Below are 26,500 nucleotides of genomic sequence, written 5' to 3'. Positions count from 1 at the left end.
CACCATAAATGCGTAATTACTAACCATACGCATGATTATATATAACACCAGTCTGAATCAGGCTTAACAGCAAGAAATAAGCTCATTCTGATAGCTATATCGATGAAAACAATACTATTCGTGATGATGATCAATAAAATCCACCCATGAGAGTGAGCGAGATCACATAACCAATTTCTATAGGAAGAAAAATAAAAATAAATAAAGAACAATAATTAGGCGTTCAACGTGAACTACTAAATTCATGGCCAGAATTATCGAAATAAATCCAATGCCGGAATAATAAGGAAATACTGTGAAACGAACATTATTGTCTGTAGTGATAGCCAACACCTTGCTTGTGAGTACCACTGCTTTTGCTAGCGATCGAGGCTTTGCTCCTGAAGACACCTTTTTTGATGACGCTTTGAACTTTGGTGGGCATGTTGGGTCGTCTGTTGAGTATGAATACAAAACGACGACTAACTGGGCTCTGTGGGGCGCAGCTGAAATAACTGAGCAGACGCGTACACATGAAGTGGTGAGCCTGTTCTACCGAAACTCAAAGTGGAACTTCTCGACCCTTTACGCTTTTAAGCTGGAAGATCGTAAAAAAGAGCAATCGGGATACAGCGAAACTGAAGATGGTTACATTCACCTACTGTCTCTTGATAAAGGCTTCAACTTTGGTTCAGGCTGGGGAGTAGGTACGGTTTATGACATCGAATACTCACGCAGTCAGATCTACAGCACATCGGGTACAAACGGTTTACGACATACTACCGTTGAACATAGCTTTAGGCCTTACCTCACCTACTGGAGCAATGACTTCGGTGCGGGTTTCTACTCTAACCTCGAGTATCTACTAAATGATGAAGATAAGAGTGAGTGGGGCAAAACTAAAGAGGAAGGCTATAGCCTACTGTTCAAACCATACAAGCGCTTAGGTAACTGGGAGCTGGGTGTTGAGTTCTTCTACCAAATCAAAGAGAACGAGAGAAACGGCACTAAAGTCAGCGATTTCACTGAGAAGTATGTGGAACCGATTGTTCAATACAGCTTTGATGATGCCGGCACCATGTATGTTCGAGCTCGTATCGGTGAAAACGAAACCAACGGCATCGGCAGCAACGACGACTACTTCAAAGACATTCGTAAAGCGACCATCGGCTACGAACAAGCCGTGGGTGAAGACTGGCTAATGAAAGCGGAATACGAATGGGCGAAAGATACTGAGACGTCGAACTCTGCACAATTGGCTGGTGACGAAAAAGTAGTTGAACAGAACACACTATTCTTACAAGCTCTATATCGCTTCTAACTAATTGATAGGTCGAATAATATGCTCAAAGTTTCAGAAATAGCTCAGGTCGTTGGTGGAGAAATCGTTGGTGATAACACGGTAGAAATATCGTTGATTCGTCCGGTTTCAAGCGATGAAAAAGGTGGGCTTGCGATTGTATTTGCCAAATCCGATCTCAAAGGCATTTCTGAAACTTTAGCGGATGTGATTATTGGACCACGAGCGATTCTTGAGTCATCGGCAAAAACCAAAATCGTTATTGATGAGTTGGATGCCGATAAACTCAACCAACTGATGCGCTTTTACAAGGTGCATAAGTACCAACTGTTTGATCAAGGCAATACCTCTGATATCCCAGATGTATACATTGGTAAGCACTGTCAAATCGGAGACAACTGCCACTTTATGCCTGGTGTGAAGATCATGAATGGCGTCACCATTGGCGACAACGTGGCAATCCATGCCAATACCGTGATCAAAGAAGGCACCATCATCGGCAACAATGTCACGATTGATTCGAACAACTCCATTGGCAACTACAGCTTTGAATATATGACAGGTAAACAGACTCGATACCAGCGCGTAGAGAGTATTGGCCGCGTCATTATCGAAGACGACGTAGAAATTGGATGCAACAACACCATCGACCGAGGCACGCTCGGTAATACCGTAATTGGTCGAGGTACCAAAATCGATAACTTAGTTCAAATTGGCCATGACTGTAAAATTGGTCAGCATTGCCTATTGGTATCGCAAACAGGCTTCGCTGGACACACCACGTTGGAAGACAACGTGATCGTGCATGGTCAAGCAGGCACCGCTGGGCACCTAACCATCGGAAAGAACTCGGTCATCAAAGCAAAATCAGGCGTGAGCCACTCTTTCCCTGCGCATAGCGATATCTTCGGATACCCAGCAAAGGATGCTCGCAGCTACTACAAAAACCTGGCAACACTCAACAAGCTAACAAACAAAAAATCAAACCCAGATAAAGCGAAGACTCCGACCAAATCGAAGGGGTTTATCGCACGTTTGTTTAGCTTGTAACGTTAGCGAGAATTAGCAATGACGGACAGAGCCATGAACATGGTCGATGCTTACATTAGATCAAATACCAAAGAACTGTATATCGAGCTCGAACCGGGTACATCATTGAATATACCCGAGCAGCAGCAAGCGTGCCTGTCCTCATACGTCGATGAAAAAGTTTATTTTGGTATTCGACCTGATTTTGTCTATTTAGCAGAAGACAACGAGCAGCTTAATACCATCAACGGTCAACTCATCGATTATAGAAAGACCGATAACAGCTTTGAAATCCTGTTAGCCATTGGTCACAAAGAAATACTATTCAGAACAAAAAGATTAATTAGCCAAAGTGATATCGGAAAGTCTTTTCGCATTAATTTCGATACCTATTTTGGTCATATTTTCGATTATGAAACCAGTCGAAACTTAACAATATAACGCGAATAAGATAAAGGAAATTGACGATGAAACGTACTTTGCTGCTTACTGCCCTGCTCTCATCAGCACTCATGGGATGTGCTAGCACATCAGACAGCACTGAAGGTGCACAAGCTATGGCTACCGGTCCTTTTGCTGACTGTAACCTACCAAGTGTTGAAGAGCGTGGCCCGATTAAACCGTCACTCTATGTTGTTGGTACATTCCCTGATGGCCAATGGATGCACATGGAAAACCGTCAAATGTCTCACAAAGGCAACGGTATCTACCAAGTCGTAAGTGAAGAGAAGGCCGGTAATGTCAGCTTACAGTTTGCCACCATGAGTTGGAATCCACAGTTTACTGCGGCGGGTAAAGAGATGGTTGCAGGGTACGAGAAAGAGCTCAAACGAGGCGGCTTCGCAAAGAACACCACCGTTGCTATTCCTGAGGATGGAAAGTACCTATGGAGCATTGAAATCGGACAAGACAAAAAGCCAGTCCGAGCTCTGCTAAAAGCGTGTAAGTAATTACAAAATTGAGGGAGCGAATCGCCCATATTCGCTCTCTATCTCTGTTCATTGAGCAAGTCGCTGTCAGCCGAAAACGCCTTTCTGAATCAACAGTTTTAATCTAATAAAATCATGTGAATCAATATGCTACATCACTTGATTGTATAACCCTATGCGGAGTATCAAATGGCAACAGTTAGCCTACGCAAAGTAGAAAAAGAGTATGACAATGGCTTCAAAGCTGTGCATGGCATTGATCTAGACATTCATGAAGGTGAGTTCATGGTATTTGTCGGCCCATCAGGCTGCGCAAAATCAACAACTTTGCGAATGATTGCGGGCCTAGAGAGCATCTCTGGTGGTGATATTCGTATCGGCAGCAAAGTGGTGAATGATCTCCCTCCGAAAGATCGTGGCATCGCGATGGTGTTTCAAAACTACGCCCTTTATCCGCACAAAACCGTATTCGACAACATGGCTTTTGGCCTCAAAATGCAGAAGCGACCAAAAGACGAAATCAAAAAGCGCGTTGAAGAAGCCGCTGAAAAGCTTGAGATTACGGACTTGCTTTACCGTAAACCAAAAGAGATGTCAGGTGGTCAGCGTCAGCGTGTTGCGGTAGGTCGTGCCATTGTACGTAAGCCCGATGTTTTCCTATTCGATGAACCTTTATCTAACTTAGACGCCAAACTGCGTGTTTCTATGCGCGTTAAGATTGCACAGTTGCACCAATCGTTGAAAGAAGAAGGCAACCCAGCGACCATGATCTACGTAACGCACGACCAAACAGAAGCGTTAACGTTGGGCGATCGTATCTGCGTTCTCAACCAAGGCAACATCATGCAAGTGGATACGCCAGCCAACTTATACAACTACCCAGAAAACAAGTTTGTCGCTGGTTTTATTGGTTCTCCTGCGATGAACCTTATCAACACCAAGCTATGTCAACTGGGCGAAGATGTTTATGTTGAGCTCGCTCCAGGCGCGCGCATTATCATTCCAAAAGACAAGCAACAAAAACTTCTTAATCACATTGATAAACCCGTGTGTCTGGGGATTCGCCCGGAACACATCAATCTCGCAAGCGAGCACGAGACCATCAATGTACACGACGGTGAACTCACCGTTGTAGAGAACTTAGGTAATGAAAAATACCTCTACTTCAGAATTGGTGAAAATGAGGTGGTGGCGCGAGTTAATAACCAAACTATATCCACATCAGATATTGGTAAGAATATTCGCTTTAATTTTGATTCTGCTTTCTGCCATATTTTCGATGCAGAAACAGAGCAGAACCTAACGCTGTAAGTGCCTAATCGCTAAACAAAAGCTGCCTCTTATTTGATGTGTTGGGGTGGCTTATATTTTCAAAAAATTAAAACCCAATAATTAAGCCTAATTCAGAGAATATCTGGATCGGCTTTGTGCACCCTAAATTTATCTAATAAGTGAAACAGGACGATAACATGAAGAACAAAATAGTACTTCTTTCAGTATTGCTCGCTTCTTTACCTGCCGCTGCAGATTGGAATCAAGCGTATTTCCGTGGCACTGCCAATGATTGGCAATCCGAATCCATGGTAAAGATCAAGCCGAACCACTGGCAAATTGTTAAGAAGTTCAATACTGGCGATGCGAATAACCCACCGAGTTTTAAAGTCGATCGTTTTGGTGATTGGTCAGAGAACTACCCGATCAATAACTACGTTGTCGATCCGAACAAAACCTATGAAATCAACTTTTACGACGACACCAACACCGTTATTGTCCATGAAAAGCTTCCGTTCGATATGCGTGATGAAACCATGTACTTCGTATTTCTTGACCGCTTCCATGATGGCGACTCAACCAATAATACGTCCACTGGTGCCAACATGTACTCGGCTGACAAGTCAGATTTCAAAAAGTACTTCGGCGGCGACTTAAAAGGTCTCACTGCAAAGTTGGATTACCTGCATGATATGGGCATCACTGCCATTTGGATCACGCCACCAGCGGATAACATTAACGTACCAGACAGTCGTGGCGGCGCTGGCTATCACGGTTACTGGGGACGTGATTTCTTTATGGTTGATGAACACTTAGGTACGGTTGACGACTTTAAAGCGCTAAAAGCGAAAATGGACAGCTACGACATGAAATTGGTGCTGGATTATGCGCCTAACCACTCTAACCCAGATGATGAAGGGGAATATGGCGCTCTTTATAAAAATGGCGTTCGTCTTGCCGACTACAACAACGACAGCAGCGGCTATTACCACCGCAACGGCGCAATCGCCGCTAACGGCCAAAACTGGGAATGGGATGATGCATGGGCGGTTCGTAACAAGACTCTATTTAACCTAACCGACTTTGACCAAAGAAAAGACGGCCCAGCACGTCAATACCTCATTGACGGTGCCAAATTCTGGGTTGATTTAGGCGTTGACGCTATCCGTATTGATGCGGTTAAGCATATGGACAAAGAGTTTATCCAAGACTTTACTGGTCAAATCAATGCCTATGCAAAACAGAGCCAAGGAAAAGACTTCTACTTCTTTGGTGAATGGATGGATTCCGGTGCAGATGCGACCGGTTCAAACTTTGCGTCTATCGACTTCGCGAACACATCAGGCTCTGCACTGCTTGATTTTGGTTTAAGAAATACCATCGAAAACGCGCTGCTGAACCATAACGGCACTGGCATGTACGCTATTAACAACTACATGAAACTGAGAGACCAGAAGTTCACAAGTAGTGATTGGCAGGTAATCTTTTTAGATAACCATGATGCACCTCGTCTATCTACTGTGCTGCGTTCTGATGCGACTAACTTTGGTCCAGGTAAGGACAAATGGGGTGGTCGTCAAAGTATACCATTCGCTCAAGATCGTGTTGAGCTGGGTTTGGCTTTGATCATGACATCTCGTGGTATTCCATGTATCTACTATGGTACTGAGCACTACGCAGCAAACTTCACAACCAATGGGTTTGGTCAGCAAGGTAATGACCCATACAACCGTGAAATGATGCCGAGTTTCGACAAAACAACACCGGCATATCAAATGATCAAAAAGCTCAGCAAACTACGTAAAGAGAGCTTTGCAATCCAACAAGGCGCTTACATCGAGCGTTGGATAAGTAACGATGTACTGGTTTATGAACGTAACGCAGGCGACGATGTCGTTGTAGTAGCGATGAACTTAGGCAACTCTACTTCAGTCAACGCCATCAACCTTGGTTTAGCAAACGGTACATACGACAACGTACTAGGTGGCGACCAAGTCGTGGTTGCAAATGGCAGTGCGACATTCAACCTTGATCAGAATGAAGTGATTGTTCTACATACTAAAAACTGATCCCTATTGATGACTTAATGTCATAGAGGGCGCTACACCACTAAAATCCTGCACTTTTGTGCGGGATTTTTTATTGGGTATGAATATCATTATGTATAAAATCATTCTACTTAATAAGTTATATAGATAAAATAGACAACAAGGCATTAAGAAAATAAGATATATCAAGTTAATTATATAATCTAAGCACTATTAAAATTAATAGTGTTATTAGGAATTAAAATCATTAACATTTCAACAATAACATGCAATAAAATACTGCCAAACCAAATTTTATTGGCACAATAACTTTATTTCGATCCTATTAAAGTTCGCAATAGTTTATGCGTTCGTACTTTCCTTGTTTATACGCTTTCTAATACTTTAGTTTATTAATTACCATAATCATCAATCTTTATTGGTACTTAGATACTAGGCTTCCAGCGCTAATATATAGATGTTCCATTAATACTAATGAAACAAGTATATAAATTGACATAAGGAAAGTCATTATGAAAAAAGTAGCGATCGCAATTGCCGTATTGGCAGCATTAGGCAGCACCGTAGCGAGTGCAGATAATAACTTAGCAGCTTCAACTACCCTTACCAAAAATATCCCTCAAGAGTGTAATATTGGTCTTTACGCGACCAATAATGATGGCTCTGTTGGTGGTGATTTATCACAAATTTTAGGTACTGGATATGGTGATTTCGTCAGTAGCGAGCTCAACGACCTTAAGACGAGTGGTCAGTATATGACTGGTGCTGTGAAGTGTAACGCCAATGGAGGTTATACAGTTGCAGTGGTTCCTACAAACGGCAAACTCGAAGCGTTAGATGCAAACGGCTCGAGTGCAAGCGTTGCATATACATTAGAGTTTGGCAACGCGGAGGATTTTAACCATGCAGCAGCAACTTCTTTTAGTAATATCGTGGCTGGTCAACCAATGGCGGTAGGGGGAGCTAACCACGGCAGACTTGCGAAATTCAGAGTTATCATGAAAGCGCCTGGTGATTTTGAATATGCAGGTCAATATACTGAAACCCTAACATTTGACCTAACACCACTTTAATAAAATAAAAATCATGGAGGGCTTCGGTCCTCCTTTGTTCGTTGCTGCTGGGACATCCGCCATGAAATATTTCACTTTTATTCTATTAATATTGTTTACTCAAACATCTTATGCCAATTTCAAGATATCACCATTATCTCAAAGCATGGATGTCAAAAAAAAGTCTGCCAGTTACACATTAGAGAATATGACATCTAATAACGCCGCTTATAAAGTCACCGTGGTAGAAAGAGATCTTAATAAAAATGGTGAAGAGTTAAGAATACCAACAAAAGAGTTACGTATATTCCCATCGAAAGTAATTTTAAAACCACTAGAGAAAAAGCGCGTAAAAGTTTTATATCTTGGGAAAAGAGATATTTCTATAGAGAAGTCATATCGAGTGATCTTTACCCAACTAGATCGTGATGTTTCTGAAGAGCAAGATCAAGGCTTACAGTCTAAGTTCAATTTTAACACTGCATTTTACGTCACACCGAAAGAGGCCAAAGCTGATCTCAATCCATCCGTTCTTGAACATAAAGGCAATACATATTTATCGCTAAACAATCAAGGTAATGGGCACATCATATTACAAGACTGGAAATTGCAATTAACTGGTCAAGGTAACGTCTACCCAGATGAACTACCGAATATCAATATCCTTGCAGGTAAAGAGGTACTGCTGCCACTCAACAAAACGGTAGCGGTTAACCAAGATGTCGAAATCATATACAACTGATGAGTGAAAAGGTGGTTTGCAATGGATATGCGATTCTCCTATTACATAGTGTTAGGAGCACTACCAAATCTCGCGATGTCGGAAGAGATGTTGTTCCCCCTAGATGTGCAAATCCTCAACAAGCAACTGGAAATCAGTGCCTACCTTGATGATGAGCAAGAGGATAGCTGGGCATTGGAGGGCAACGAACTACTGCCGACACTCATCGAGTCACTTAAGCCTTCAAGGCTCGAAACACTGCGAGGAGTGTTTAGCGATAGGAAGGTCACTCAAGACGACTTCAAACAACTAGGTTGGGAAGCTCACTATGACGCCGGAACGCTGGTAGTCCAGATTGGGGTTCCTGTCGCTGACAAAAAGACTATTGATATACCGCTTGGCAATTCCGGGATTTACACCCCACCTGCGGGGATGTATCAGGCGCCGACATCGACATTCAGTGGTCTGCTCAATTCGTATTGGTCACACAGCCACAATTTAATCGATACTGAATACTCGGCGTCACAAGTCGCTCTAAGAGGGCTTTTTGCTTTTGGTCCAGTCACATTTGAGGATGGTTATACCTATACCTATAACCATTTCACCAATGAAGACCATTGGCTAAGAGACCGCACACGTCTGATGGCTAACTTGCCCAATAACGCAGGTTATTTACAGTTTGGTGACTACCTCAACGAAACGGATGTAGAGTCATTGCCGAGCAGCGAGTTGTTTGGTCTATCGTATTCGTACCAGCCCAGTTATCTCAAAACGTACAGTGCGCCTAATGTTGTGCCAATCAGCATACAGACGCCATCACTAGTCACCATTCGTATTAATGGCGAGGACTACCGTAATCTGCGTTTAGCAGCAGGGGAATACAACCTCAACAACCTTCCGCTAGAGCAAGGGGTCAACGAGGTCGAAGTGACTTATATTGACCAAAGTGGTGTGGAGCAAAAACGCTACTTTAACCTTATTGATCATCCGCAACTATTGCTCAAAGGTGATATAGAGACCCAGTGGGTTTATGGTGCGGAGCAGGTGTATGAAGATGATGGCGACAAAGACATCGACACTGAAAAGATGGCAGGCCAAGCCGTCATCTCTTATGGGCTCACCGATTGGTGGACCTTATCGCCCTCTTTTGCCATCCACGAAGAGAGAGAAAACTACGCTTTAAAACAAAGCTTTGCTATCGGTGACTATTTCCTATCACTCGATGGCAGTTATAACAATTACCACGACTATGAGTCTTATGACCTGTCTAATCAGCTCTACAGTGAAGAGCTGTTTTATGGCAGGCTAACCAGTACGTCATTGACATACGGGATTAATCGCACCAATAACGATACCCCGCTCACCCAGACCATCTCGCTCTCATCGGGCGTTGAAACACCCTTTGAAAATGGCTATCTCTCATTTGCTTTACAGCATCAATTTAACAATGAACAGACACTTAGCCAGAGTGCGTCCCTGAATACGAGTTATCGTTTTAACAACAGTCTCTCGACGAGTTTGAACCTCAGATGGCAAAGATACAACGACACTATAGATCGGAGCTTTTACGCCAATGTTTCTATACCATTTAGTATATTTGGGCAAAGTGTCTCAGCAAGTACGTCATACAACAGTACAAACGATGAATACCAGAGCTCACTATCGGCATCGAAATACGATCCAAGTTATTACTGGCGAACATCTGCCCAGTTTGTCGACGAAAATTATGATGGCTTTGATGCATACGGCAAATGGTACTTAGATAAAGTCAATCTAAATGCTCGTTATTCATCAACCAATGAATCAAACGATAACACTGCTAGAACGCTCACTTTAGGTGCAGATACCGGACTAGCATGGTCGGGAAACCATGTAGCGTGGACATCGCCTTTGGGGAGCAGTTTCAACCTTGTCTCGATCCCCAAAGCATACAAAGACAAATACGCCCTAAGCTACGATGACTATAAACGTTTACAACTATTGCCAGTTGAAGATGGGGGCAGTTCAACATTAGTTGTGGCCGTGCCTAATGAAAATTATAAACTGATTAGAGTAAATGGCGATAACCTCGATTTCAATGAGGAGTTGAAGCAAAAAGAATTCGTTGTAAAAGGGGGGCTATATACAGGTTCGCACTACGAGCTTGATATCATAAAAGGCTATTTTGTTAGTGGTTTCTTGCACAATTTAAACCAAGAGCCACTGGCTGACATCGTAGGCGAATTTCAAAATCAAGAAACGAATGATAGTTACCCTTTCTTCACTGATGAAGAGGGAAGTTTTGAGTTAGATACCCTGCCAGAAGGACATTACTATGTTTACTTCTACGATGGTGCGGCACAAGGTTTTGAGCTTGATATATCGAAGTCACAAGTTGTTGATGATGTATTTATTGATCTAGGAATGCTGCAAACTAACAGCACTAAAGATTGATTATATTTACGATGTTACGAGTTACTCAATAGACAGCATCATATGCAACTTTTTTTATGCATTATACCCCATATGGGTGTGGAACAAGTCCCATAAAAAAAACATAATGGTATGTGTGACATTATTCAAAGGATTGAGAAATTATGACTGTTAATCAATTTGCTACCGTTTTATCAAGAGACGTTAATTATAGTCAAAGTTTAATCAATGAATTAAGAAATATAGACATATTTGATTTAGAAACTTTTGGTATAGCCAGTGATATAGATAGAATATTTTGCATTCACAGTGAAATTTTAATACTTGATTTTAATGTGTTGTTTACTATGTCTAGTGAAGAACAAAAGTTTATTAGTTTGATAAAACAGAAGCTTATAGTTGTCAATGTTCCAACAGGCTTGATCTGCGAAGAGCTTATGAGAAGAAGGCAATTAAGAGCCGTAGTAAACAATGGTACCTCTATTAGCCAATTAAGTGGCGTGATATTAAGAGTCGGAAATGGAGGAATGTGGTTCCCAATTGAGTGGATAGAGAAAATGGTCGATAGATATCGCGAGTTATCATTATCGTATGACAATAGCATCCAATACTTAACTCATAGAGAAAAACAAATCTTAAAAAAGCTCGCTGAAGGTAACTCCAATCAATCGATTGCCGACAAGTTATTTATCACAGAAAGTACCGTCAAAACACATGTCCACAAGATCTATCAAAAGCTTGGGGTTCATAACCGGAATGAAGCCGTTTTATTTGCTAATCAAAATTAATTTGGTTTTCTTTGACAACTAGCCGTTTGCGCATCGTCTCAGGAAGACTTAAGGCTGAACAGTATGAAATATCATTTCAATAAAGGAATATTGATTTCTAGAAAGAGTATTCAAACTGAGATGCTCATATCTGGTTTACTTTCTGAACTGAGCTTGCAATTGTCTTTAGTCGACATTAGTAGCGCATCCAAAGCATTAAAAAATAAAGGTGTTGGCTTAGTTGTCATAGACTATGACATGCTGAAAAGATTAAATGATCAGAGTCATTTTCAAGTGTCATGTAATGTAACTAAAATCCCTGTAATAATAATAAACTGTAGAGAAGACCTCAATATCGAAGAAGTCGCATGGTGGACTAGTGTCATGGGGTTGTTCTATATTTCAGACTATATTGAAACTCTTTACAAAGGGTTCGAATATGTTTTGAATGGAAAAACTTGGTTTAGTCGCGATCTATCACAACAATTAATAAGTATATATCGAACAAAAATTAAAATAGGGAACACCCTCCAGGGAAGTTTACTCACCACAAGGGAGTGGCAAATTCTAAAGCTAGTTGGGAGTGGGTTAACCAACACTGAGATATCAAATCATATTCAAGTTGCTGATGGTACAGTCAAAACACACATTTATCATATTTACAGAAAAATCCATGTTAAAAATAGGGTTGAAGCAATTTTATGGCTAAAGTCGGTTGAAAATGACCTGGAAATTAAGCATAAACACAAAGCCATTCTAGAACGATTTGATGAAGACTGAAAAGTATAACTATATAATCATCAAACACTTACAACGACATCTTGTAAGAAAATTTATTATATTTACAGTAAGGAATCATGAACTTTTGAGTGTCGCTAGCTTACACTTTCACAGTCGTTCATTGGCCAAGTCGGATCTATCTGACAAACTATATGGTGCTGAAGTTGGCTCCCTGCCAACACTGTTCATTACCTCACATGTGGCGAGTAATGATTTGAATGTTCTAGGGCGATATCTCAGGGTGAAATATTGTGTTGTCTTATCATGAAAAAATCAAACTTATCGTCCAACTTATATCTGATATTAGGAATATAGCATTGATTATCAGTTATTTATAGTTAATCATAAAAATTAAGAAATCGAATATAATTTGATCTCAATCATTTAATTCATCACTTTGTTAAATTTTATTTAAATTTCACCCAATAGGGTGATGATAGTAATCTAACAAAATGAATTAATATAAAGACGTATGATATCAATATAATTAAAACAAGTGTTGGCTACTGTATGGCGAAGAAAAATAATAACGAATTTACAAATCCAAACATCTCTTATCTTCCGAACGAACTGGAAAGTGAAGTTCGTGAAGGGCTAGAAAAAGTTGGCGTTGAACATGTGAGCCTAATCATTTTGTCCGAAGGGAAGGACATCGTTTTTGAAAGTTTGGAGAGTATCTCAAAGAGAATATCCATTAGCAAAAGAATATCGGAGAGCATTGAAAGCTATCTTGACGCCGCCATGTGCCATGAGAAAAACATTTTGCACTTTACCTATGACAATGTTTTGGAGAATCGAATATTTGACCATGAAAAGCTGTCAATAATCACTAATAAACTAAGTAAATATTCAATTTTTTCTCCCTTAAACTACGACCATAGAATGGTAGCTATCTTTCATAGTGTTGAATCATTATCTGAACATCAGACTAAGCACCTACAACTGGTAGCTAATATTATGACTGCCTGGTCCAACTCATGGGTTGCCCACAACACTATGTTGCACTACTGGAAAAAGTACTCCGAACCTAAGAATGTAGATATTACTTCAACGTTAACCAAATCAGAATTCAACGTTTTAGAGTTATTAATAAAAGGGTTCACTGGGCCAGAGATATCCAGCATTAGAAACGTATCAAAGGAAACCGTACGAACTCAAATCAAGAGTATTCTTCATAAGACTCACTGTCATAGTCAAAACCAACTGATATCGAGATTTTCTCAAGCTCAATGGACTATCAATTGTCACCACCGAGGAGTTTACTCTTAAAATTAGCAGATGACCTTGAATTAACTTCAATGTTACCCGTTAATTTATGGTTAAAGGATAAACCATCATGAATATTCTTAACTTTCTGATTAACAAAAGGAACATACTGATATCTTTACTAAGCTTATTAATACTGTTATTCCACTACAATAGTATTCAAAGCCGAGTAGAATCAATAGAGATTGAAAAAGGGAAAAGAGAAACTCTGATTTCAAACCTAATCATGAACAATATCAATTACAACCTCTCTTTTCTAAGAAGTCTTTTTATTAACTCCAAAGAAGTTGCGTCTATAGAAAGTAAAGAACCTATTGTTAATAAGTTGGACAATGACTTTTTACAAGATGTAGAAAGTCGCTTCAATTTAAATTACTATTATGAAAAACTTCCATCTTCAAATTATAATAACATAATACTGCCAGACCAAAATAATCGATATTTTCTAATCTTAGGAAAGTCCATTCATGTTAGGTTCTCCTCTTCTCTACCCCCCTATTCAGAAGAAACAACACAACTAAAAATAACACCCGTATCCCTACTCTCACTCAATTTTTACCAACTAGATTCTCATAAAAATCGGTACTTTCACCTGATTAAAGTGCCATTTCCAGCTCTCAATGGAGACGTACTTGTATTCGATGACATAACAAGTTCAGCTATCGAGTTAAAAAATGAACTGCAAGATCTCGTAAAAGTTTTACTGCTTCTTCTTGCTAGCTATATACTCTTCGCGACGTTTGCACAATATCAACACAATACCAACATAGAGCTGGCTTCAGACTCCTTGACTGGCCTTAAGAATCGAGCTTACTTACAATCAGCGAACGTAAGATTAAAACACGACCACCTTAAACATGCGTGTATCTGCGTGATTGTTATCGACCTCGATCATTTTAAAGATATCAATGATCAATATGGCCACCCAACCGGAGACGATATCCTAATCAGAGTCGCAAGCATTTTGGCTGAAAATGTGCGAAGCAATGACGAATGCTACCGCATTGGCGGCGATGAGTTCATTGTCATCGTTAAATCTCAAACACTGTCTGATACTAAGAAATTAGCCGAGAGGCTGAGAGAAAAAATTGCTGAAGATGAACGGCTTCATATCATGTCTAAGGGAGGGATATCCGCATCATTAGGACTCGCAGTAATGTTACCTAATCAACCTATTGAAGAAGTCGTATCAATTGCAGATGAGATGCTTTACCAAGCCAAGAGACAAGGGCGAAACTTAGTACAGAGTTACATTTAGGCTTAGTCACATAGACATTGTATAAATGGCTGCAAAGTCTACAAAACAGAGTCAAAATTGTAATACTCTCGACTAAATGGTACTCCCACTAGCCACTGACTGGTGTACAAAGTCCAAGATATTTGTTCATAGCCTCAAATCTAAATCGACTTATGAAGCACTCAGATTTCAATCTAATACCCATCTTCGTTGCTGTTATGGAAGAGCAAAGCCTTAGTAAAGCCGCTCATCGTTTAAACATGAGCCAGCCCGCTGTTAGTCAGAGCCTCCACAAGCTTAAAGTTCTATTTGATGACCCTCTTTTCTTTCGTGAAAGTCATGGTGTTTCACCTAGCAAGCTAGCAAAAAGTATTTATCCCCAACTGTCCGCCGCCGTTCATCAAATCAAACTTACAGCTCCACCTCTTTCAAACTTCAATGCAGAAACTAGCTCTCGGAAGTTCATGATTTCAACGGTATCTGTCTTGGGGCTCAGTATATTACCGGCCGTTTCAAACCGTATATTCGCTCACGCTCCCAATATTAAAGTAAAAGCAGACTCAAACCTGCCTAACAACGACATGAGTTCATTGCTGAGAAATCACTATGATTTATCGATAGATATTGAGCATGGGCAATACCCAGAGCTCAAGTCGCAAGAGATCTTAAGAGAAGAGATATGTGTGCTATGCCACGTAAATCACCCTCGCCTAACGAACCCAACTGTATCGCTTGAGCAATTTTTGTCAGAAAAACATGTCGTGCATACAACGTCCAATCAAAATCAAGCCTACTTGCATGGCAAAGGGTTGGACTATGAGAGTATCCTGAAACAACGAGATGTGGCTTGGAGCGCGAACAGCATCGTTGAAATGATGAGTATTATTGAAAATAGCCACCATGTTGGTTTGTTCCCGAAGCGGTTACTTAATAAATACCTTCAATGTTCAGATTTAAAACTCCTACCCTGTGAGTTCATTTCAGAAAGTATAAAAGTCGCGATGTTTTGGCATCCAGCTCAACACGATGACATAGGGCATCGCTGGCTAAGAGATCTGATTTCTGAAGCAAGCTATTGTAGCTAAATGAGCTAACACTCCTTGCTCCAGATTTCGGGCGGCTAATGACTCTTCTAGTTTATTATTAGAGACTTAGTCTTGGTTGAATAAAATCAATAAACGCTGAGATACGTTTAGAGACTGATGAAGACTTGTAGAAGACTGCATTGACTCGCTCTCGATCTGTGTCCCTTAGCTTTACACCCTCTAATACAGGGATTAAGCGCCCTTCTGAAATATCTCTCTGTATCATGAACCCAGACAAACAAGCGATACCATTTCCTGCCAATACCAATTGACGCACTGTTTCTCCATTGCTAGCCGTGATGGTTGGCTCAACATAGCCTTGATTAGGAAGTGGCCAATGGTTAAGCACCTTAGCGCCCGTGAAACCCACGGTTTGATGGCTGGACAACTCTTCTGCACTTTGTGGAATACCACGCTTACTTAAGTAGCTAGGAGACGCAACCATATATAGGGCGCTTTTTCCCAATGGACGAGCATGCAGTGTGGAATCTGTTAACCGACCAATGCGTATTGCTACATCGGTTCGCTTCTCAATTAAGTCAACAAACCCTTCGTTGGAAGTCAGCTCTAGCTCAATATCTGGATACGCTTCATTAAAGTCACTCACTAACGGCACTAATTGATGGAACACGAACGGGCTGGCTGCATCGACTCTAAGCCGACCTTTAGGCAACTCCCCACGTGAAACGATCTCCTCTTCTGCCTCCTGAATGATTCTTAAACCCGCTCGAATAGAATCAACAAACTGTCGCCCCTCTTCGGTTAACTCTACGCGTCGCGTAGTGCGGTTGAACAGGGAAACACCTAGCTGACTCTCTATCTTGCTAATACTTCGAGAGACTCTCGCGACTTGAATATCGAGCGTCTGCGCCGCGGCAGAAAAACCGCCGCTATCGACGACAGTAAGCATAATTTCTAAATCATCCGATCGCGTTAACACGGGAATCTCCTAAGCCATCAACAGAACAACTATTGCATTTATAACAAAAGTAATTTGTCAATCACACTGTTTTTGGCAAAGGATATTTCTCTCATAATCCTCGCCAACAAAACGAGCCATCAAATGAGCTCCATTTAAAATCATCATTTTTGAGAGAAATAACTATGCCTTTAGCCTTACTCGCATTGACGCTCAGCGCCTTTGCCATAGGAACCACAGAGTTTGTTATCGTTGGTTTAATACCAACCATGGCGACCGATTTAAACGTATCCCTACCCTCTGCAGGTCTACTTGTTAGCCTTTATGCATTGGGTGTCGCTGTCGGTGCGCCAGTACTCACTGCACTTACCGGTAAATGGAATCGAAAACTGGTGCTAATCACCATCATGTCTCTGTTTGTGATAGGTAACTTGCTCGCTTGGCAAGCTCCTGGCTATAACACCTTAATCGCTGCACGCATATTAACGGGTCTAGCTCACGGCGTGTTCTTCTCTATTGGTTCAACCATCGCAACGGGGTTGGTCGCCAAAGAGAAAGCCGCAAGTGCAATCGCAATTATGTTCACAGGTCTTACAGTAGCGCTGGTTACTGGGGTTCCACTAGGTACATATATTGGCCAAACGTTCGGCTGGCAAGCAACCTTCTTGATCGTGGCATTGCTTGGGTTGATTGCTTTGATCGGTAGTGCGCTACTCGTACCAAACAACCTAAAACAGCCACCAGCGACTAAACTGTCAGCTCAACTCAAAGTTCTGACTCAGCCAAGATTATTGCTGGTTTATGCAATCACAGCACTGGGATACGGTGGCACATTTACTGCCTTTACGTTCCTTGCTCCGATCCTAGAGAACGTATCGGGTTTTGATTCAAGTGCAATCAGCCTCATCATGTTGGTCTATGGTGTTTCCGTGGCTGTCGGTAACATCTGGGGCGGTAAGATGGCCGACAAAATGGGGCCAATCAAAGCGCTGACGGTTATCTTTTCTGGTCTAGCCGCGGTACTGGTTGTGTTTAACTTCACGGCAGTTAACCCATACACATCAGTGGCAACGATTTTAATTTGGGGTGCGTTCGCGTTTGGTAATGTTCCAGGGCTGCAAGTCTACGTTGTTAAGCTGGCAGAGAAATACACACCGGATGCAGTAGACGTAGCATCGGGCTTGAACATCGCAGCATTTAACGTTGGCATCGCACTTGGCTCTTGGGGCGGCGGTATCATTGTCGCAGAGTCAGACTTGATGAACACACCTTGGATTGGTGCAGTGATTGTATTGATTGCACTGGCACTAACGAGATTCAGTGGCTTATTAGACAAGAAGCAAACTGAGCAAGCCGTCCCATCTAGCATCTAAAAGAGTAAATAAAACAAAGCCCGAATCTCAGTTCGGGCTTTATCTATCCAACGGTTCGACTATTCGTTATCAATAGGCTTTAACACTCGGCATGGGTTACCGACCGCAACCACATTGTCTGGAATGTCTTTGGTCACGACGCTACCTGCGCCAATCACACTGTTCTTTCCAATGTTTACGCCAGGGCAAATGATCACGCCTGCACCAATCCAAGCATTATCACCAATGGTAATTGGCGTACCGAACTCAACGCCTTCATCAACACGACTCTTCACATCGAGTGGATGACCCGCTGTTAGCACTTGTACGTTAGGAGCGAAAAGGACATTGTCACCAATCGTTACTTCTGCAACATCCAACACGACGCAGTTAAAGTTGGCGTAAAAGTTCTTACCCAGTTTAATGTTTGAACCATAGTCGCAGCGAAATGGGGGTTCTAAATAAGCACCTTCAGAGTCAGGGATAAGAGTATCAATTGCAGAACGCCACTCTTCACTATCCGGAATACTGTTGTTGAGCTTTTGGAGAACCTTACGACACTCGATACGTTCCGCGTAAAGCTCTTCATCCCAAGCGAGATAAGGCTCTCCAGCCAACATCTTCTGTTTTTCTGTTTTCATTTTCTTTATCTACTTACCAAAAACTTTTCGCCGATTATAGAGGCTTGTACTGACACAATAATCAACGCTGCGCACAGTTTTGCGATTCAATCTGACCGTTAAAAATAGATATCGGGTAACCAATAAATCGGCTGAATTGACCACATCAGTAGATAACAAAACGTAATGATAAGCCAAACAATCAATAATTATGATTTTATTAAATGCGAGCTATTCTAATGATAATACCAGATGGAATAGAGGCGATAATGAAGGCAATCACCTACCAAAAATTAAGCGACACATTCTCTGTATCCGAACTCCCAACACCCAATTTAGAAAGTGAATTTGATGTACTGGTTAGGGTCGTATCTGTCGCACTCAATCCTGTAGATGCAAAAATCAACCTTTGGCATGGCATGGTCGCAGATATGAATGATCAGTTTGTCGGTGGATTAGATGTCTCTGGAGAAATCGTCTCGGTTGGTAACCGTGTGGAAAATTGGCAAGTTGGCGATCGAGTCCTCTATCACGGAAATATGCGTCGCGCCCATGGTGGTTTTGCCGAGTTCGCTGTTCAAGATTCCCGCACACTTGTAAAACACCCTGCTATCTCGCCAGAATCTGCTGCAGCCATTCCTTGCGCAGCTTGGACGGCTTATCGCGCTTTAGTAGACAAACTGCATGCCAGCCACAAAGAGAGCCTATTGATTACCGGAGGTTCAGGTGGCGTTGGCAGCTTTGCCATTCAAATAGCCAAAGCGCTTGGTGTTAAGACGATTATTACAACCTGCTCCCAAGCAAACCATGAGGTTGTGCGCCAACTCGGTGCGACTCATGTGATTGATTACCGCAATGCCGACGTAGTTGCCGAAATAATGGCGCTCACACAAGGGCAAGGGGTCGATATTGCCTTGGATTGTGTCGGAGGTGATAACGATAAGCTCGCTGCCGATGTGTTGGCATTTGAAGGTGAAATGGTTGAGTTGGTTCAAGTCGCTACACCAGAGCGCTATGACAATGCTTTCCTTAAAGGTCTCAGCTTCCACCAGCTTAGCCTAGGCTCCGGCCATGTAAATGGTACTAAAGGCATGAAAACCTTAGTCGATGCAGGCAACGCCGTTAATGCTTTGGTTGAATCAGGTGACGTTGTCGTTCCCAATCTCAAAGTGATCACACTCGATGAAATTGGTAACGCTCTACTGGATATACGAAACCAACGCACCGTAGGGAAAGTTATTGCAAAGATCAGTGATTAGCTTAAGAACTTTTGCCCACTTTTCTACACATAATCGAACATCCCCAGCCTAGAAGCGTTTCGTATTGCGAACCTTCTAGGCACTCCTTTAAGCTCGAGAAGCTTACCGACTGAACACCGAGTCTCGAATCACAAGGCTGCCTGTGGTGTTGATAGCATCGGCTTGTTCTGACTCTCCCACGATCTTGAGGATGGCTTTTTGAGTCATCTGTTCTAGTGGAACACTGACGGACGTTAAGCTTGGCGTGAGGAACTCACCCACTTTGCTGTTATCAAAGCCGACAATAGAGATATCTTGAGGTAATGAATATCCCAGCTCCGTTAGCGCTTTCATCGCACCAATCGCCATATCGTCGTTTTCAGACAAGATAGCCGTGAAGTTTACTTTGCTTTCCACTAAAGCCTGCGCGGCACGGTAACCACTCTCCATCGTCCAATCACCTTGAACAACTTTCGACTCATCCAACTCAATACCATGCTTAGTGAGTACATCTGAGTAAGCTTGATAACGCTGCTCATCGGTCGATGAACCCGCCTTACCTCGGATCACAGCGATTTGCTGATGACCTTGTTCAATAACATGCTCCATCATCACACAAGCACTGTGGTAGTGATCGGTGGTAATCGCGTGCTCAGGCTTCGAAGGCATTTCTCGGTTAAGCACCAAAATCGGTGTATCCGTGCTTTCGATGATCTGAGCGATCTCGCTTTCCGTTAAGCATTGAGGATAGATGATGATGCCCGCGCATTTCATATCGAGAAGAAAATTGATCGCTTTACGCTCATCTTCTGCGCTGTGTTTACCATCGGTGATCACCAACTGATGATTCGACTTTTCGCTGTAAGAAGCGGCGTGATACATCAAAGAAGAGAAGTAAGGGCCGTTGAACAACTCATTCGTGATGACAAAGCCGATGAAGTTGGTCTTCTTGGTCGCCAATTGCTGAGCTAATAAGTTTGGTCGGTAACCCGTCTCCTGTATCGCATCAAAGACCTTTTTAACAACGTCGGGTCTTACGATATTTTTGCCGTTCAACACACGCGACACCGTCGACTTTGAAACACCGGCGCGGTTTGCAACGTCAAGCATGGTTACCATCAACTTACCCTTCTATTGAAAATGAGCCGACCTAAGCCGACTCATTGTATTGCTTAGTGAAACGACAGATCCCTACCGTTTAATTGCAGGCATTCTAAATAGAGGCACCATTAGATGCAATCACGCCCTTGTACCACTCGAAAGACTTCTTACGCTTGCGCTCAAGTGTGCCTGATTGGTCATTGTGTTTATCGACATAAATGAAGCCGTAACGCTTTTTCATCTCACCTGTAGTGAATGACACCAAATCGATACAGCCCCAAGGGGTGTAGCCCATCAAGTCAACACCATCAATCGCAACCGCCTTTTTCATCTCTTTGATGTGATCGCCAAGGTAAGCGATGCGGTAATCGTCGTTGATGCTGCCGTCATCCTCGATGGTGTCCACCGCACCGAAGCCATTTTCAACAATAAACAGCGGCACTTCATAACGCTCATAAAGAGATGCTAAGCAGTAGCGCAGACCTGTTGGATCAATCGGCCAACCCCAATCGCTCGACTTGATAAACGGGTTCTCCACTGAGTTTTCATGACCACCGTCCATCGCTTCTTCTGTCGATTGATGAGAAGACGAATCCAAAGTGTTCGACATGTAGTAGCTAAAGCCGAGGTAATCCACTTTACCTTCTTTCAAGATCTGTTCATCTTCAGGCTGCATTTTGATATTAAAGCCTTTGATTGCCCAATCACGTTTTGCGTAGCTTGGATAATGGCCGCGAACCATTACATCCGAGAAGAAATAACGGTCGCGCATCGCTTGTTGTGCCACCATGATGTCTTCAGGTTTTGAAGAGCGAGGGTAGAAAGGCACCATCGCACACATTGCACCGATCTGAAGATCTGGGTTGATCTCATGACCCTTCTTAACCACCAGCGCACTCGCAACAAACTGGTGGTGAACCGCTTGATACATGGCTTCTTGAGGCTTTTCGCATTGTGGAAGCTTCACGCCAGAACACAGCCAACCGAAGATATCCGCCGAGGTGTTCATCTGGTTGTTGATCTCGTTAAACGTCATCCAGTATTTCACTTTATGCTGGTAACGCTCCATCACTGTGGTCGAGTACTTAACAAAGAAATCGATCACTTTGCGGTTCATCCAGCCGCCATATTCTTTGGCTAGATGGTAAGGCATTTCAAAGTGGCTCAAGGTCACAACTGGCTGAATGTCGTATTTCAGAAGCTCATCAAACAGATCATCGTAAAACGCTAATCCCGCTTCGCACGGCTCGGCTTCATCGCCATTTGGAAAAATACGCGTCCACGCAATGCTGGTTCTAAAGCACTTAAAGCCCATCTCGGCGAATAACTTAATGTCCTCTTTGTAGCGATGGTAGAAGTCCACAGCCACTTGGTTTGGGTAGTTTTCACCGTCAATTACGCCATCAGTGATTCGACGTTGTACACCATGTGCGCCTGCCGTTAATACATCAACAACGCTAACACCCTTACCATTTGCATCCCAGCCGCCTTCTAGCTGATGCGCTGCAACCGCACCGCCCCATAAAAAATCGTTTGGAAATTCGTTATTCATACCACTACTCGCTACAAGTTATTCGTGAAAAAGATCAGGATTAGAGAGCCAACTGCAACTCTGAAACCGATTTCAAGATAGCAAGAAGATACACCCTGAAACCGGTTTCAACAATATATTTTTTGATCTTTTGGTGATCTAAGTGAAACCCAATGATGCTTTATCGATCATTTAGACAAACAAAAATGCCTCATACGCACTGAGCGAGGGGCATTTTGTCTGCAAGTTTGGGCTGGGTTTAATGTTGGAGAAAATATTGGTCGTGTTGTGACTTGCCAGATTGATCTTGAATTCCAGGATAGAACTGTACGAGCGTTTGATCAGCTAGGGTGAGGTGAATCCAGCCTTCTTTGACTCTGAACCAATTGGTGCCGTTTGTCTCATAGACGATAGGAAAACGGCCCCAGCCAGAATCCGACACCTGTAACTCTTGAAAGCGGTCAATCGAAGTAAGCTGATCGCTTTCGAAACTTGCATTAGAATAAACAGGCAAAGGTGTAATAGCATCGTTTGGCTTAAAGGTATAACAACTTACAGACTCAGAAGTGCGATCGAACCATTGATACGGTTGAGCTCCGGTTAGATCATAAACCGTACAATCATTGAATTTGATAGCCCAGTCTTGATGATCCTTGAAGCCAAGGTAGCCAATCGGTTGAGATGGTTCGATTGTCGCCTCTGGTGCATCAACCTGCGCTAGCTCCGAAGACGTACACCCCACCAAACTCAGACTAAAAACGAAAGCCCAAATGCGCTTCATCATTCCCCCTCAAATCCGTAAGTCATTCAATCAAGTCCTTACATTAAACGGTAAGTTCTAGGCGATTGCCATCAGGATCGAGGACACAGCTCTCATAATAGCCATCGCCAGTCCTTCTCGGGCCATCTAATCGCTCATAACCATCTTCAACCAAGCGTTGGGTTAAATCATCGACTGCCTGTTCTGAACCCAGTGAAACGGCCATATGGATGAAACCTGTAAACTGATCGTAAATATCATCTTTCGATTCAGGTACCGAGTCCATCTCCATGATCTCCAAACGACTGCCGCTATCAAAAGATAGGAAGTAGGAAGAGAAACCTTTAGTTGGATTATGGTATTTCTGGTTAGACGTCGCACCAAAGTAATCTTCATAAAATCGTTTCAGTACTTCTAGTTGTTTAGTCCAAATCGCTATGTGTTCGATTTTCATGGCATCTATTCCTAATCGTTAAATCAACGATAGATAGATTAAGGCCAGAAACCGGAACATAAAACAGAACAGAATGAGGTCATTTTGTTCCTAAATTAACATGACAAATTTGAAGATGAGCTAGACAACATTTTTATAACATTGGCTTGTGTATTACGGGTAATTGCTCCATAGTCGCTTTTTTGAACGCTTGAGTCATAAGCCATGCTAAGTTTCGCTAAACTACTGATACTCGCCTCAATTTGGGGTGGCTCTTTTCTTTTTATGCGGATAGCCGCTACACCACTTGGCCCCGCAATGCTTATCGAGGCTCGTGTGCTTTTTGCGGCGCTGACGCTATTGATCGTATCGATTTACCTCAAGAAAACACTCAAGTTTACCGAACATACCCGGCACTTCTTTATTCTGGGATTATTTAATACGGCGCTGCCTTTTCTGTTGTTTGCCTACGCGGCACAGACGCTTAATGCCTCAACCTTGTCGATTCTTAACTCTACCGCCCCAATATGGGCAGCCATTATTGGCGCAGTTTGGACCAAGACCCCGCTCGAAAAACGCGTTGTTCTTGGGCTTGGACTCGGCGTCGCAGGTGTGGGCATTCTAGTTGGGTGGGATGCGGTCAATATTGGCAGCGAAGCGATCATTCCTATTGGTGCAGCTGTCGGCGCAGCACTGAGCTATGGCATCGCCTCTAACTACACCAAAACGGCACCAAAAGTAGAAGCATTCAGCAATGCACATGGCAGCATGTGGGCATCTGTACTGCTGGTGCTACCGTTTGTATTCTTTATTCCAGTAAGAGAAGCGCCCGACCTAACCATCGCTACCTCAGTGATCTTATTAGGTGCAGTATGTACAGGTTTAGCCTACCTACTCTACTTCAATCTCATTAATGAACTTGGACCGTCGCCAGCACTTTCGGTTACCTTCTTGATCCCAGTGTTTGGTATCTTGTGGGGACACTTGTTCTTGGGCGAACATATTGGCATTAACACTATTTTTGGATCGGTATTTGTCATCATCGGCACCATGTTAGTTACGGGCTTATCTCCTTACGCGATGCTTCAAGCTGCTAAGAGACGAAGAGCTAAACAGCCTTCGTAAGCTATAGGTACTCATTAACATCAATACAAAAACGGCCTCTATATCAGAGGCCATTTTTGTTGGATCACTGTTTGAATCGCAGTTAAAAAATCAACGCCATCCCTTTAAGTGTATACCTTAGCACTCCGTTCTCAACGTACCTTGACATGGAGTTTTGGTGGATTTTGTTTCGATGTTCTCTTTAACGTAACGGCGTAATCGCATCCAAGCAAAACCGCCGGCTAAGACATTCGCGCAAGACGCTGCGACAACGGCATAGATCATCTCTCCCGTAGACGCGCCTATCCAAAGTGCAGGAATGTAGAAAATGAAAAGTCGAGCAAATGACACATTCAAAGCCTGTTTGGGCAAACCCAGCGCATTGAACACAGATGCCACTAACATACACAAACCCAGCGGACCAAAGCTAAATGGAATGAACAACAAACTGACTTCAAACCAGTGACGAATGGTCGTTTCGTCCGACAGCATGGAGGCAAGTAAGCCGCTACTTAATGCCAAGACGACAGCAATCACAATATGGAAAGTCAGTAAGAACTGTGCAGAAGCTTTTAACAACCCGGGAATTTTATGGTGCTGTTTGGCTCCAAGATAACGCCCAATCATTGGTGGAATCGACATAGTTAACGCCAATGACATCACGAGAACAAAGCTTTCAACGCGCGATAATAAGCTCCAAAATGCCATTTCGCTGGTGCCCATATGAGCAATTAACCACATGGTGAAAAAAGCGCTGACTGATGGCAAGATCTGATTCATGGTTGTCGGAATCACCGTTCTCACCAACTCGGAAGCATCTTGTTTTATCTGCTGGATGCTCGCATCAGATAAGCCAAACCAACCGCGACCTTGTACTTTAACCAACATATAAACCGAACACGTCAGATAGCCTAAGGTTGAAGCAACCGCGGCACCAACAATGCCCATATCGAGCCAAAAAATCAAAATCGGATCGAGGATCAAGTTAATGATGCTCGCGCCAAGAAACATGCTGCCTGTGGTTTTGGTATCGCCATTCGCACGATAGATACAAGTCATCAAATAGAGCAGCGCCACACTCAGAGCACTCATCAACCAAACAGGCCAATACTGGTTGAATACCGCAAGCAATAATTGATATTGCTGTTGAGGAACATCAGCAATAAACGAGTGGAATACCCAGTCACTCGCTAAAATTAAAGAAAAGCACAGCAGCGCAATCGCGACCATGCCAGCACCCACGGACAACGTCGCCATCGAGCTCGCTTTGCGTCGATCTTTCGCCCCGACGGCCTGTGAAATAATCGAAGTTGCTGCAACGCCCATTCCGACTTGAACACCCGTAAATGCAGCCTGAAATGGCAAAGTGATACCGTGCACTGCGAGCTCATTGACACCCAACATCCCAATAAAAATCGAGTCCACAAGTTGAACCATCATGATCGCAAAAACCCCTACCGTTAACGGCAAGGTTTTCTCAATCACAATGCGCATAGTGGTTGGCAGGCTTAGCGGCATAGTTGGGCTCTTTCTTCTGTTTTCTCAGCATGCAGTATACGGAGCAC

24 protein-coding genes are annotated in these 26,500 nt (G+C 42.8%); 17 read left to right on the top strand and 7 right to left on the bottom strand.

The window, feature by feature from the left end:
- The first annotated feature begins 295 nt into the window (after positions 1-295).
- The 14 genes from OCV50_RS16765 to OCV50_RS16700 all read left to right on the top strand — a co-directional run bounded on the left by OCV50_RS16765 (position 296) and on the right by OCV50_RS16700 (position 15,877).
- The gene (locus tag OCV50_RS16765; RefSeq protein WP_261904997.1) at positions 296-1,300 is read left to right on the top strand and encodes a porin; all 1,005 of its coding nucleotides are present in this window, start codon (positions 296-298) and stop codon (positions 1,298-1,300) included.
- A gap of 21 nt (positions 1,301-1,321) precedes the next feature.
- A complete protein-coding gene (gene lpxD / locus OCV50_RS16760) occupies positions 1,322-2,329 on the top strand; it encodes a UDP-3-O-(3-hydroxymyristoyl)glucosamine N-acyltransferase (RefSeq protein WP_261904996.1) in 1,008 nt (335 codons plus the stop codon).
- Between the two features lie 18 nt (positions 2,330-2,347).
- Positions 2,348-2,749 (top strand): hypothetical protein, encoded by a 402-nt coding sequence (locus tag OCV50_RS16755; RefSeq protein ID WP_261904995.1) that lies wholly within the window; start codon positions 2,348-2,350, stop codon positions 2,747-2,749.
- Between the two features lie 26 nt (positions 2,750-2,775).
- The gene (locus OCV50_RS16750; RefSeq protein ID WP_261904994.1) at positions 2,776-3,258 is read left to right on the top strand and encodes a glycosidase; all 483 of its coding nucleotides are present in this window, start codon (positions 2,776-2,778) and stop codon (positions 3,256-3,258) included.
- A gap of 168 nt (positions 3,259-3,426) precedes the next feature.
- Positions 3,427-4,548 carry an ABC transporter ATP-binding protein gene (locus OCV50_RS16745; protein WP_261904993.1) on the top strand — a complete coding sequence of 374 codons (1,122 nt, stop codon included), beginning with the start codon at positions 3,427-3,429 and terminating at the stop codon, positions 4,546-4,548.
- A 158-nt stretch (positions 4,549-4,706) separates the two neighbouring features.
- Complete coding sequence (locus OCV50_RS16740; protein ID WP_261904992.1) at positions 4,707-6,578, top strand: alpha-amylase family glycosyl hydrolase; 1,872 nt, start codon at positions 4,707-4,709, stop codon at positions 6,576-6,578.
- Between the two features lie 491 nt (positions 6,579-7,069).
- Positions 7,070-7,630 (top strand): hypothetical protein, encoded by a 561-nt coding sequence (locus OCV50_RS16735; protein WP_261904991.1) that lies wholly within the window; start codon positions 7,070-7,072, stop codon positions 7,628-7,630.
- A 61-nt stretch (positions 7,631-7,691) separates the two neighbouring features.
- The gene (locus tag OCV50_RS16730) at positions 7,692-8,351 is read left to right on the top strand and encodes a fimbrial biogenesis chaperone (RefSeq protein ID WP_261904990.1); all 660 of its coding nucleotides are present in this window, start codon (positions 7,692-7,694) and stop codon (positions 8,349-8,351) included.
- Positions 8,352-8,372: 21 nt separating this feature from the next.
- Positions 8,373-10,763 (top strand): hypothetical protein, encoded by a 2,391-nt coding sequence (locus OCV50_RS16725; RefSeq protein ID WP_261904989.1) that lies wholly within the window; start codon positions 8,373-8,375, stop codon positions 10,761-10,763.
- A gap of 143 nt (positions 10,764-10,906) precedes the next feature.
- The gene (locus tag OCV50_RS16720; RefSeq protein WP_261904988.1) at positions 10,907-11,530 is read left to right on the top strand and encodes a response regulator transcription factor; all 624 of its coding nucleotides are present in this window, start codon (positions 10,907-10,909) and stop codon (positions 11,528-11,530) included.
- A gap of 63 nt (positions 11,531-11,593) precedes the next feature.
- Positions 11,594-12,289, top strand: coding sequence for a response regulator transcription factor (locus tag OCV50_RS16715; protein ID WP_261904987.1), 696 nt, complete (start codon positions 11,594-11,596; stop codon positions 12,287-12,289).
- 510 nt (positions 12,290-12,799) lie between these two features.
- Positions 12,800-13,558: a helix-turn-helix transcriptional regulator gene (locus OCV50_RS16710; protein WP_261904986.1), complete on the top strand. Its 759-nt coding sequence runs from the start codon at positions 12,800-12,802 to the stop codon at positions 13,556-13,558.
- Between the two features lie 67 nt (positions 13,559-13,625).
- Positions 13,626-14,813, top strand: coding sequence for a GGDEF domain-containing protein (locus OCV50_RS16705; RefSeq protein ID WP_261904985.1), 1,188 nt, complete (start codon positions 13,626-13,628; stop codon positions 14,811-14,813).
- 152 nt (positions 14,814-14,965) lie between these two features.
- Positions 14,966-15,877 carry a LysR substrate-binding domain-containing protein gene (locus OCV50_RS16700; RefSeq protein WP_261904984.1) on the top strand — a complete coding sequence of 304 codons (912 nt, stop codon included), beginning with the start codon at positions 14,966-14,968 and terminating at the stop codon, positions 15,875-15,877.
- 58 nt (positions 15,878-15,935) lie between these two features.
- Here OCV50_RS16700 and OCV50_RS16695 read toward each other — a convergent pair whose 3' ends face one another.
- Complete coding sequence (locus OCV50_RS16695; RefSeq protein ID WP_261904983.1) at positions 15,936-16,817, bottom strand: LysR family transcriptional regulator; 882 nt, start codon at positions 16,815-16,817, stop codon at positions 15,936-15,938.
- Between the two features lie 164 nt (positions 16,818-16,981).
- Between OCV50_RS16695 and OCV50_RS16690 the strand changes: the two genes are divergently transcribed.
- Positions 16,982-18,169: an MFS transporter gene (locus tag OCV50_RS16690; RefSeq protein WP_261904982.1), complete on the top strand. Its 1,188-nt coding sequence runs from the start codon at positions 16,982-16,984 to the stop codon at positions 18,167-18,169.
- A 59-nt stretch (positions 18,170-18,228) separates the two neighbouring features.
- Here the strand turns inward: OCV50_RS16690 and OCV50_RS16685 are convergent, their stop codons facing one another.
- On the bottom strand, positions 18,229-18,789 hold the full coding sequence (locus OCV50_RS16685; protein WP_239839482.1) for a sugar O-acetyltransferase: 561 nt from the start codon (positions 18,787-18,789) through the stop codon (positions 18,229-18,231).
- Between the two features lie 248 nt (positions 18,790-19,037).
- Between OCV50_RS16685 and OCV50_RS16680 the strand changes: the two genes are divergently transcribed.
- On the top strand, positions 19,038-20,027 hold the full coding sequence (locus OCV50_RS16680; RefSeq protein ID WP_261904981.1) for a zinc-binding dehydrogenase: 990 nt from the start codon (positions 19,038-19,040) through the stop codon (positions 20,025-20,027).
- Between the two features lie 102 nt (positions 20,028-20,129).
- Here the strand turns inward: OCV50_RS16680 and OCV50_RS16675 are convergent, their stop codons facing one another.
- From OCV50_RS16675 to OCV50_RS16660, 4 genes are all read right to left on the bottom strand, one after another.
- Positions 20,130-21,125: a LacI family DNA-binding transcriptional regulator gene (locus tag OCV50_RS16675; protein ID WP_261904980.1), complete on the bottom strand. Its 996-nt coding sequence runs from the start codon at positions 21,123-21,125 to the stop codon at positions 20,130-20,132.
- Between the two features lie 94 nt (positions 21,126-21,219).
- The gene (locus OCV50_RS16670) at positions 21,220-22,659 is read right to left on the bottom strand and encodes a 6-phospho-beta-glucosidase (RefSeq protein ID WP_261904979.1); all 1,440 of its coding nucleotides are present in this window, start codon (positions 22,657-22,659) and stop codon (positions 21,220-21,222) included.
- 238 nt (positions 22,660-22,897) lie between these two features.
- On the bottom strand, positions 22,898-23,422 hold the full coding sequence (locus OCV50_RS16665; protein WP_261904978.1) for a hypothetical protein: 525 nt from the start codon (positions 23,420-23,422) through the stop codon (positions 22,898-22,900).
- 40 nt (positions 23,423-23,462) lie between these two features.
- Complete coding sequence (locus OCV50_RS16660) at positions 23,463-23,852, bottom strand: VOC family protein (protein WP_261904977.1); 390 nt, start codon at positions 23,850-23,852, stop codon at positions 23,463-23,465.
- A 204-nt stretch (positions 23,853-24,056) separates the two neighbouring features.
- On the opposite strand from OCV50_RS16660, the gene OCV50_RS16655 reads away from it, so the two are divergent.
- Positions 24,057-24,956, top strand: coding sequence for a DMT family transporter (locus tag OCV50_RS16655; protein ID WP_261904976.1), 900 nt, complete (start codon positions 24,057-24,059; stop codon positions 24,954-24,956).
- 117 nt (positions 24,957-25,073) lie between these two features.
- Here OCV50_RS16655 and OCV50_RS16650 read toward each other — a convergent pair whose 3' ends face one another.
- Entirely contained in the window at positions 25,074-26,453 is a 1,380-nt protein-coding gene (locus OCV50_RS16650; protein WP_261904975.1) for an MATE family efflux transporter, read from the bottom strand.
- Positions 26,454-26,500 lie beyond the last annotated feature (47 nt).

The organism is Vibrio fortis (genome assembly GCF_024347475.1).
GTDB classification, from domain to species: Bacteria; Pseudomonadota; Gammaproteobacteria; order Enterobacterales; family Vibrionaceae; genus Vibrio; species Vibrio fortis.
This window is presented reverse-complemented; position numbering and strand designations above follow the sequence as displayed.

Excerpts from the sequence above, each read along its gene's own strand:
- OCV50_RS16735 (WP_261904991.1), top strand. The coding sequence starts at position 7,070 with ATGAAAAAAGTAGCGATCGCAATTGCCGTATTGGCAGCATTAGGCAGC.
- OCV50_RS16750 (WP_261904994.1), top strand. The coding sequence starts at position 2,776 with ATGAAACGTACTTTGCTGCTTACTGCCCTGCTCTCATCAGCACTCATG.
- OCV50_RS16690 (WP_261904982.1), top strand. The coding sequence starts at position 16,982 with ATGCCTTTAGCCTTACTCGCATTGACGCTCAGCGCCTTTGCCATAGGA.
- OCV50_RS16665 (WP_261904978.1), bottom strand. The coding sequence starts at position 23,422 with ATGATGAAGCGCATTTGGGCTTTCGTTTTTAGTCTGAGTTTGGTGGGG.
- OCV50_RS16700 (WP_261904984.1), top strand. The coding sequence starts at position 14,966 with ATGAAGCACTCAGATTTCAATCTAATACCCATCTTCGTTGCTGTTATG.
- OCV50_RS16745 (WP_261904993.1), top strand. The coding sequence starts at position 3,427 with ATGGCAACAGTTAGCCTACGCAAAGTAGAAAAAGAGTATGACAATGGC.
- OCV50_RS16650 (WP_261904975.1), bottom strand. The coding sequence starts at position 26,453 with ATGCCGCTAAGCCTGCCAACCACTATGCGCATTGTGATTGAGAAAACC.
- OCV50_RS16720 (WP_261904988.1), top strand. The coding sequence starts at position 10,907 with ATGACTGTTAATCAATTTGCTACCGTTTTATCAAGAGACGTTAATTAT.
- OCV50_RS16730 (WP_261904990.1), top strand. The coding sequence starts at position 7,692 with ATGAAATATTTCACTTTTATTCTATTAATATTGTTTACTCAAACATCT.
- OCV50_RS16660 (WP_261904977.1), bottom strand. The coding sequence starts at position 23,852 with ATGAAAATCGAACACATAGCGATTTGGACTAAACAACTAGAAGTACTG.
- lpxD (WP_261904996.1), top strand. The coding sequence starts at position 1,322 with ATGCTCAAAGTTTCAGAAATAGCTCAGGTCGTTGGTGGAGAAATCGTT.
- OCV50_RS16685 (WP_239839482.1), bottom strand. The coding sequence starts at position 18,789 with ATGAAAACAGAAAAACAGAAGATGTTGGCTGGAGAGCCTTATCTCGCT.
- OCV50_RS16725 (WP_261904989.1), top strand. The coding sequence starts at position 8,373 with ATGGATATGCGATTCTCCTATTACATAGTGTTAGGAGCACTACCAAAT.
- OCV50_RS16680 (WP_261904981.1), top strand. The coding sequence starts at position 19,038 with ATGAAGGCAATCACCTACCAAAAATTAAGCGACACATTCTCTGTATCC.
- OCV50_RS16675 (WP_261904980.1), bottom strand. The coding sequence starts at position 21,125 with ATGGTAACCATGCTTGACGTTGCAAACCGCGCCGGTGTTTCAAAGTCG.
- OCV50_RS16705 (WP_261904985.1), top strand. The coding sequence starts at position 13,626 with ATGAATATTCTTAACTTTCTGATTAACAAAAGGAACATACTGATATCT.
- OCV50_RS16715 (WP_261904987.1), top strand. The coding sequence starts at position 11,594 with ATGAAATATCATTTCAATAAAGGAATATTGATTTCTAGAAAGAGTATT.
- OCV50_RS16755 (WP_261904995.1), top strand. The coding sequence starts at position 2,348 with ATGACGGACAGAGCCATGAACATGGTCGATGCTTACATTAGATCAAAT.
- OCV50_RS16655 (WP_261904976.1), top strand. The coding sequence starts at position 24,057 with ATGCTAAGTTTCGCTAAACTACTGATACTCGCCTCAATTTGGGGTGGC.
- OCV50_RS16670 (WP_261904979.1), bottom strand. The coding sequence starts at position 22,659 with ATGAATAACGAATTTCCAAACGATTTTTTATGGGGCGGTGCGGTTGCA.
- OCV50_RS16710 (WP_261904986.1), top strand. The coding sequence starts at position 12,800 with ATGGCGAAGAAAAATAATAACGAATTTACAAATCCAAACATCTCTTAT.
- OCV50_RS16740 (WP_261904992.1), top strand. The coding sequence starts at position 4,707 with ATGAAGAACAAAATAGTACTTCTTTCAGTATTGCTCGCTTCTTTACCT.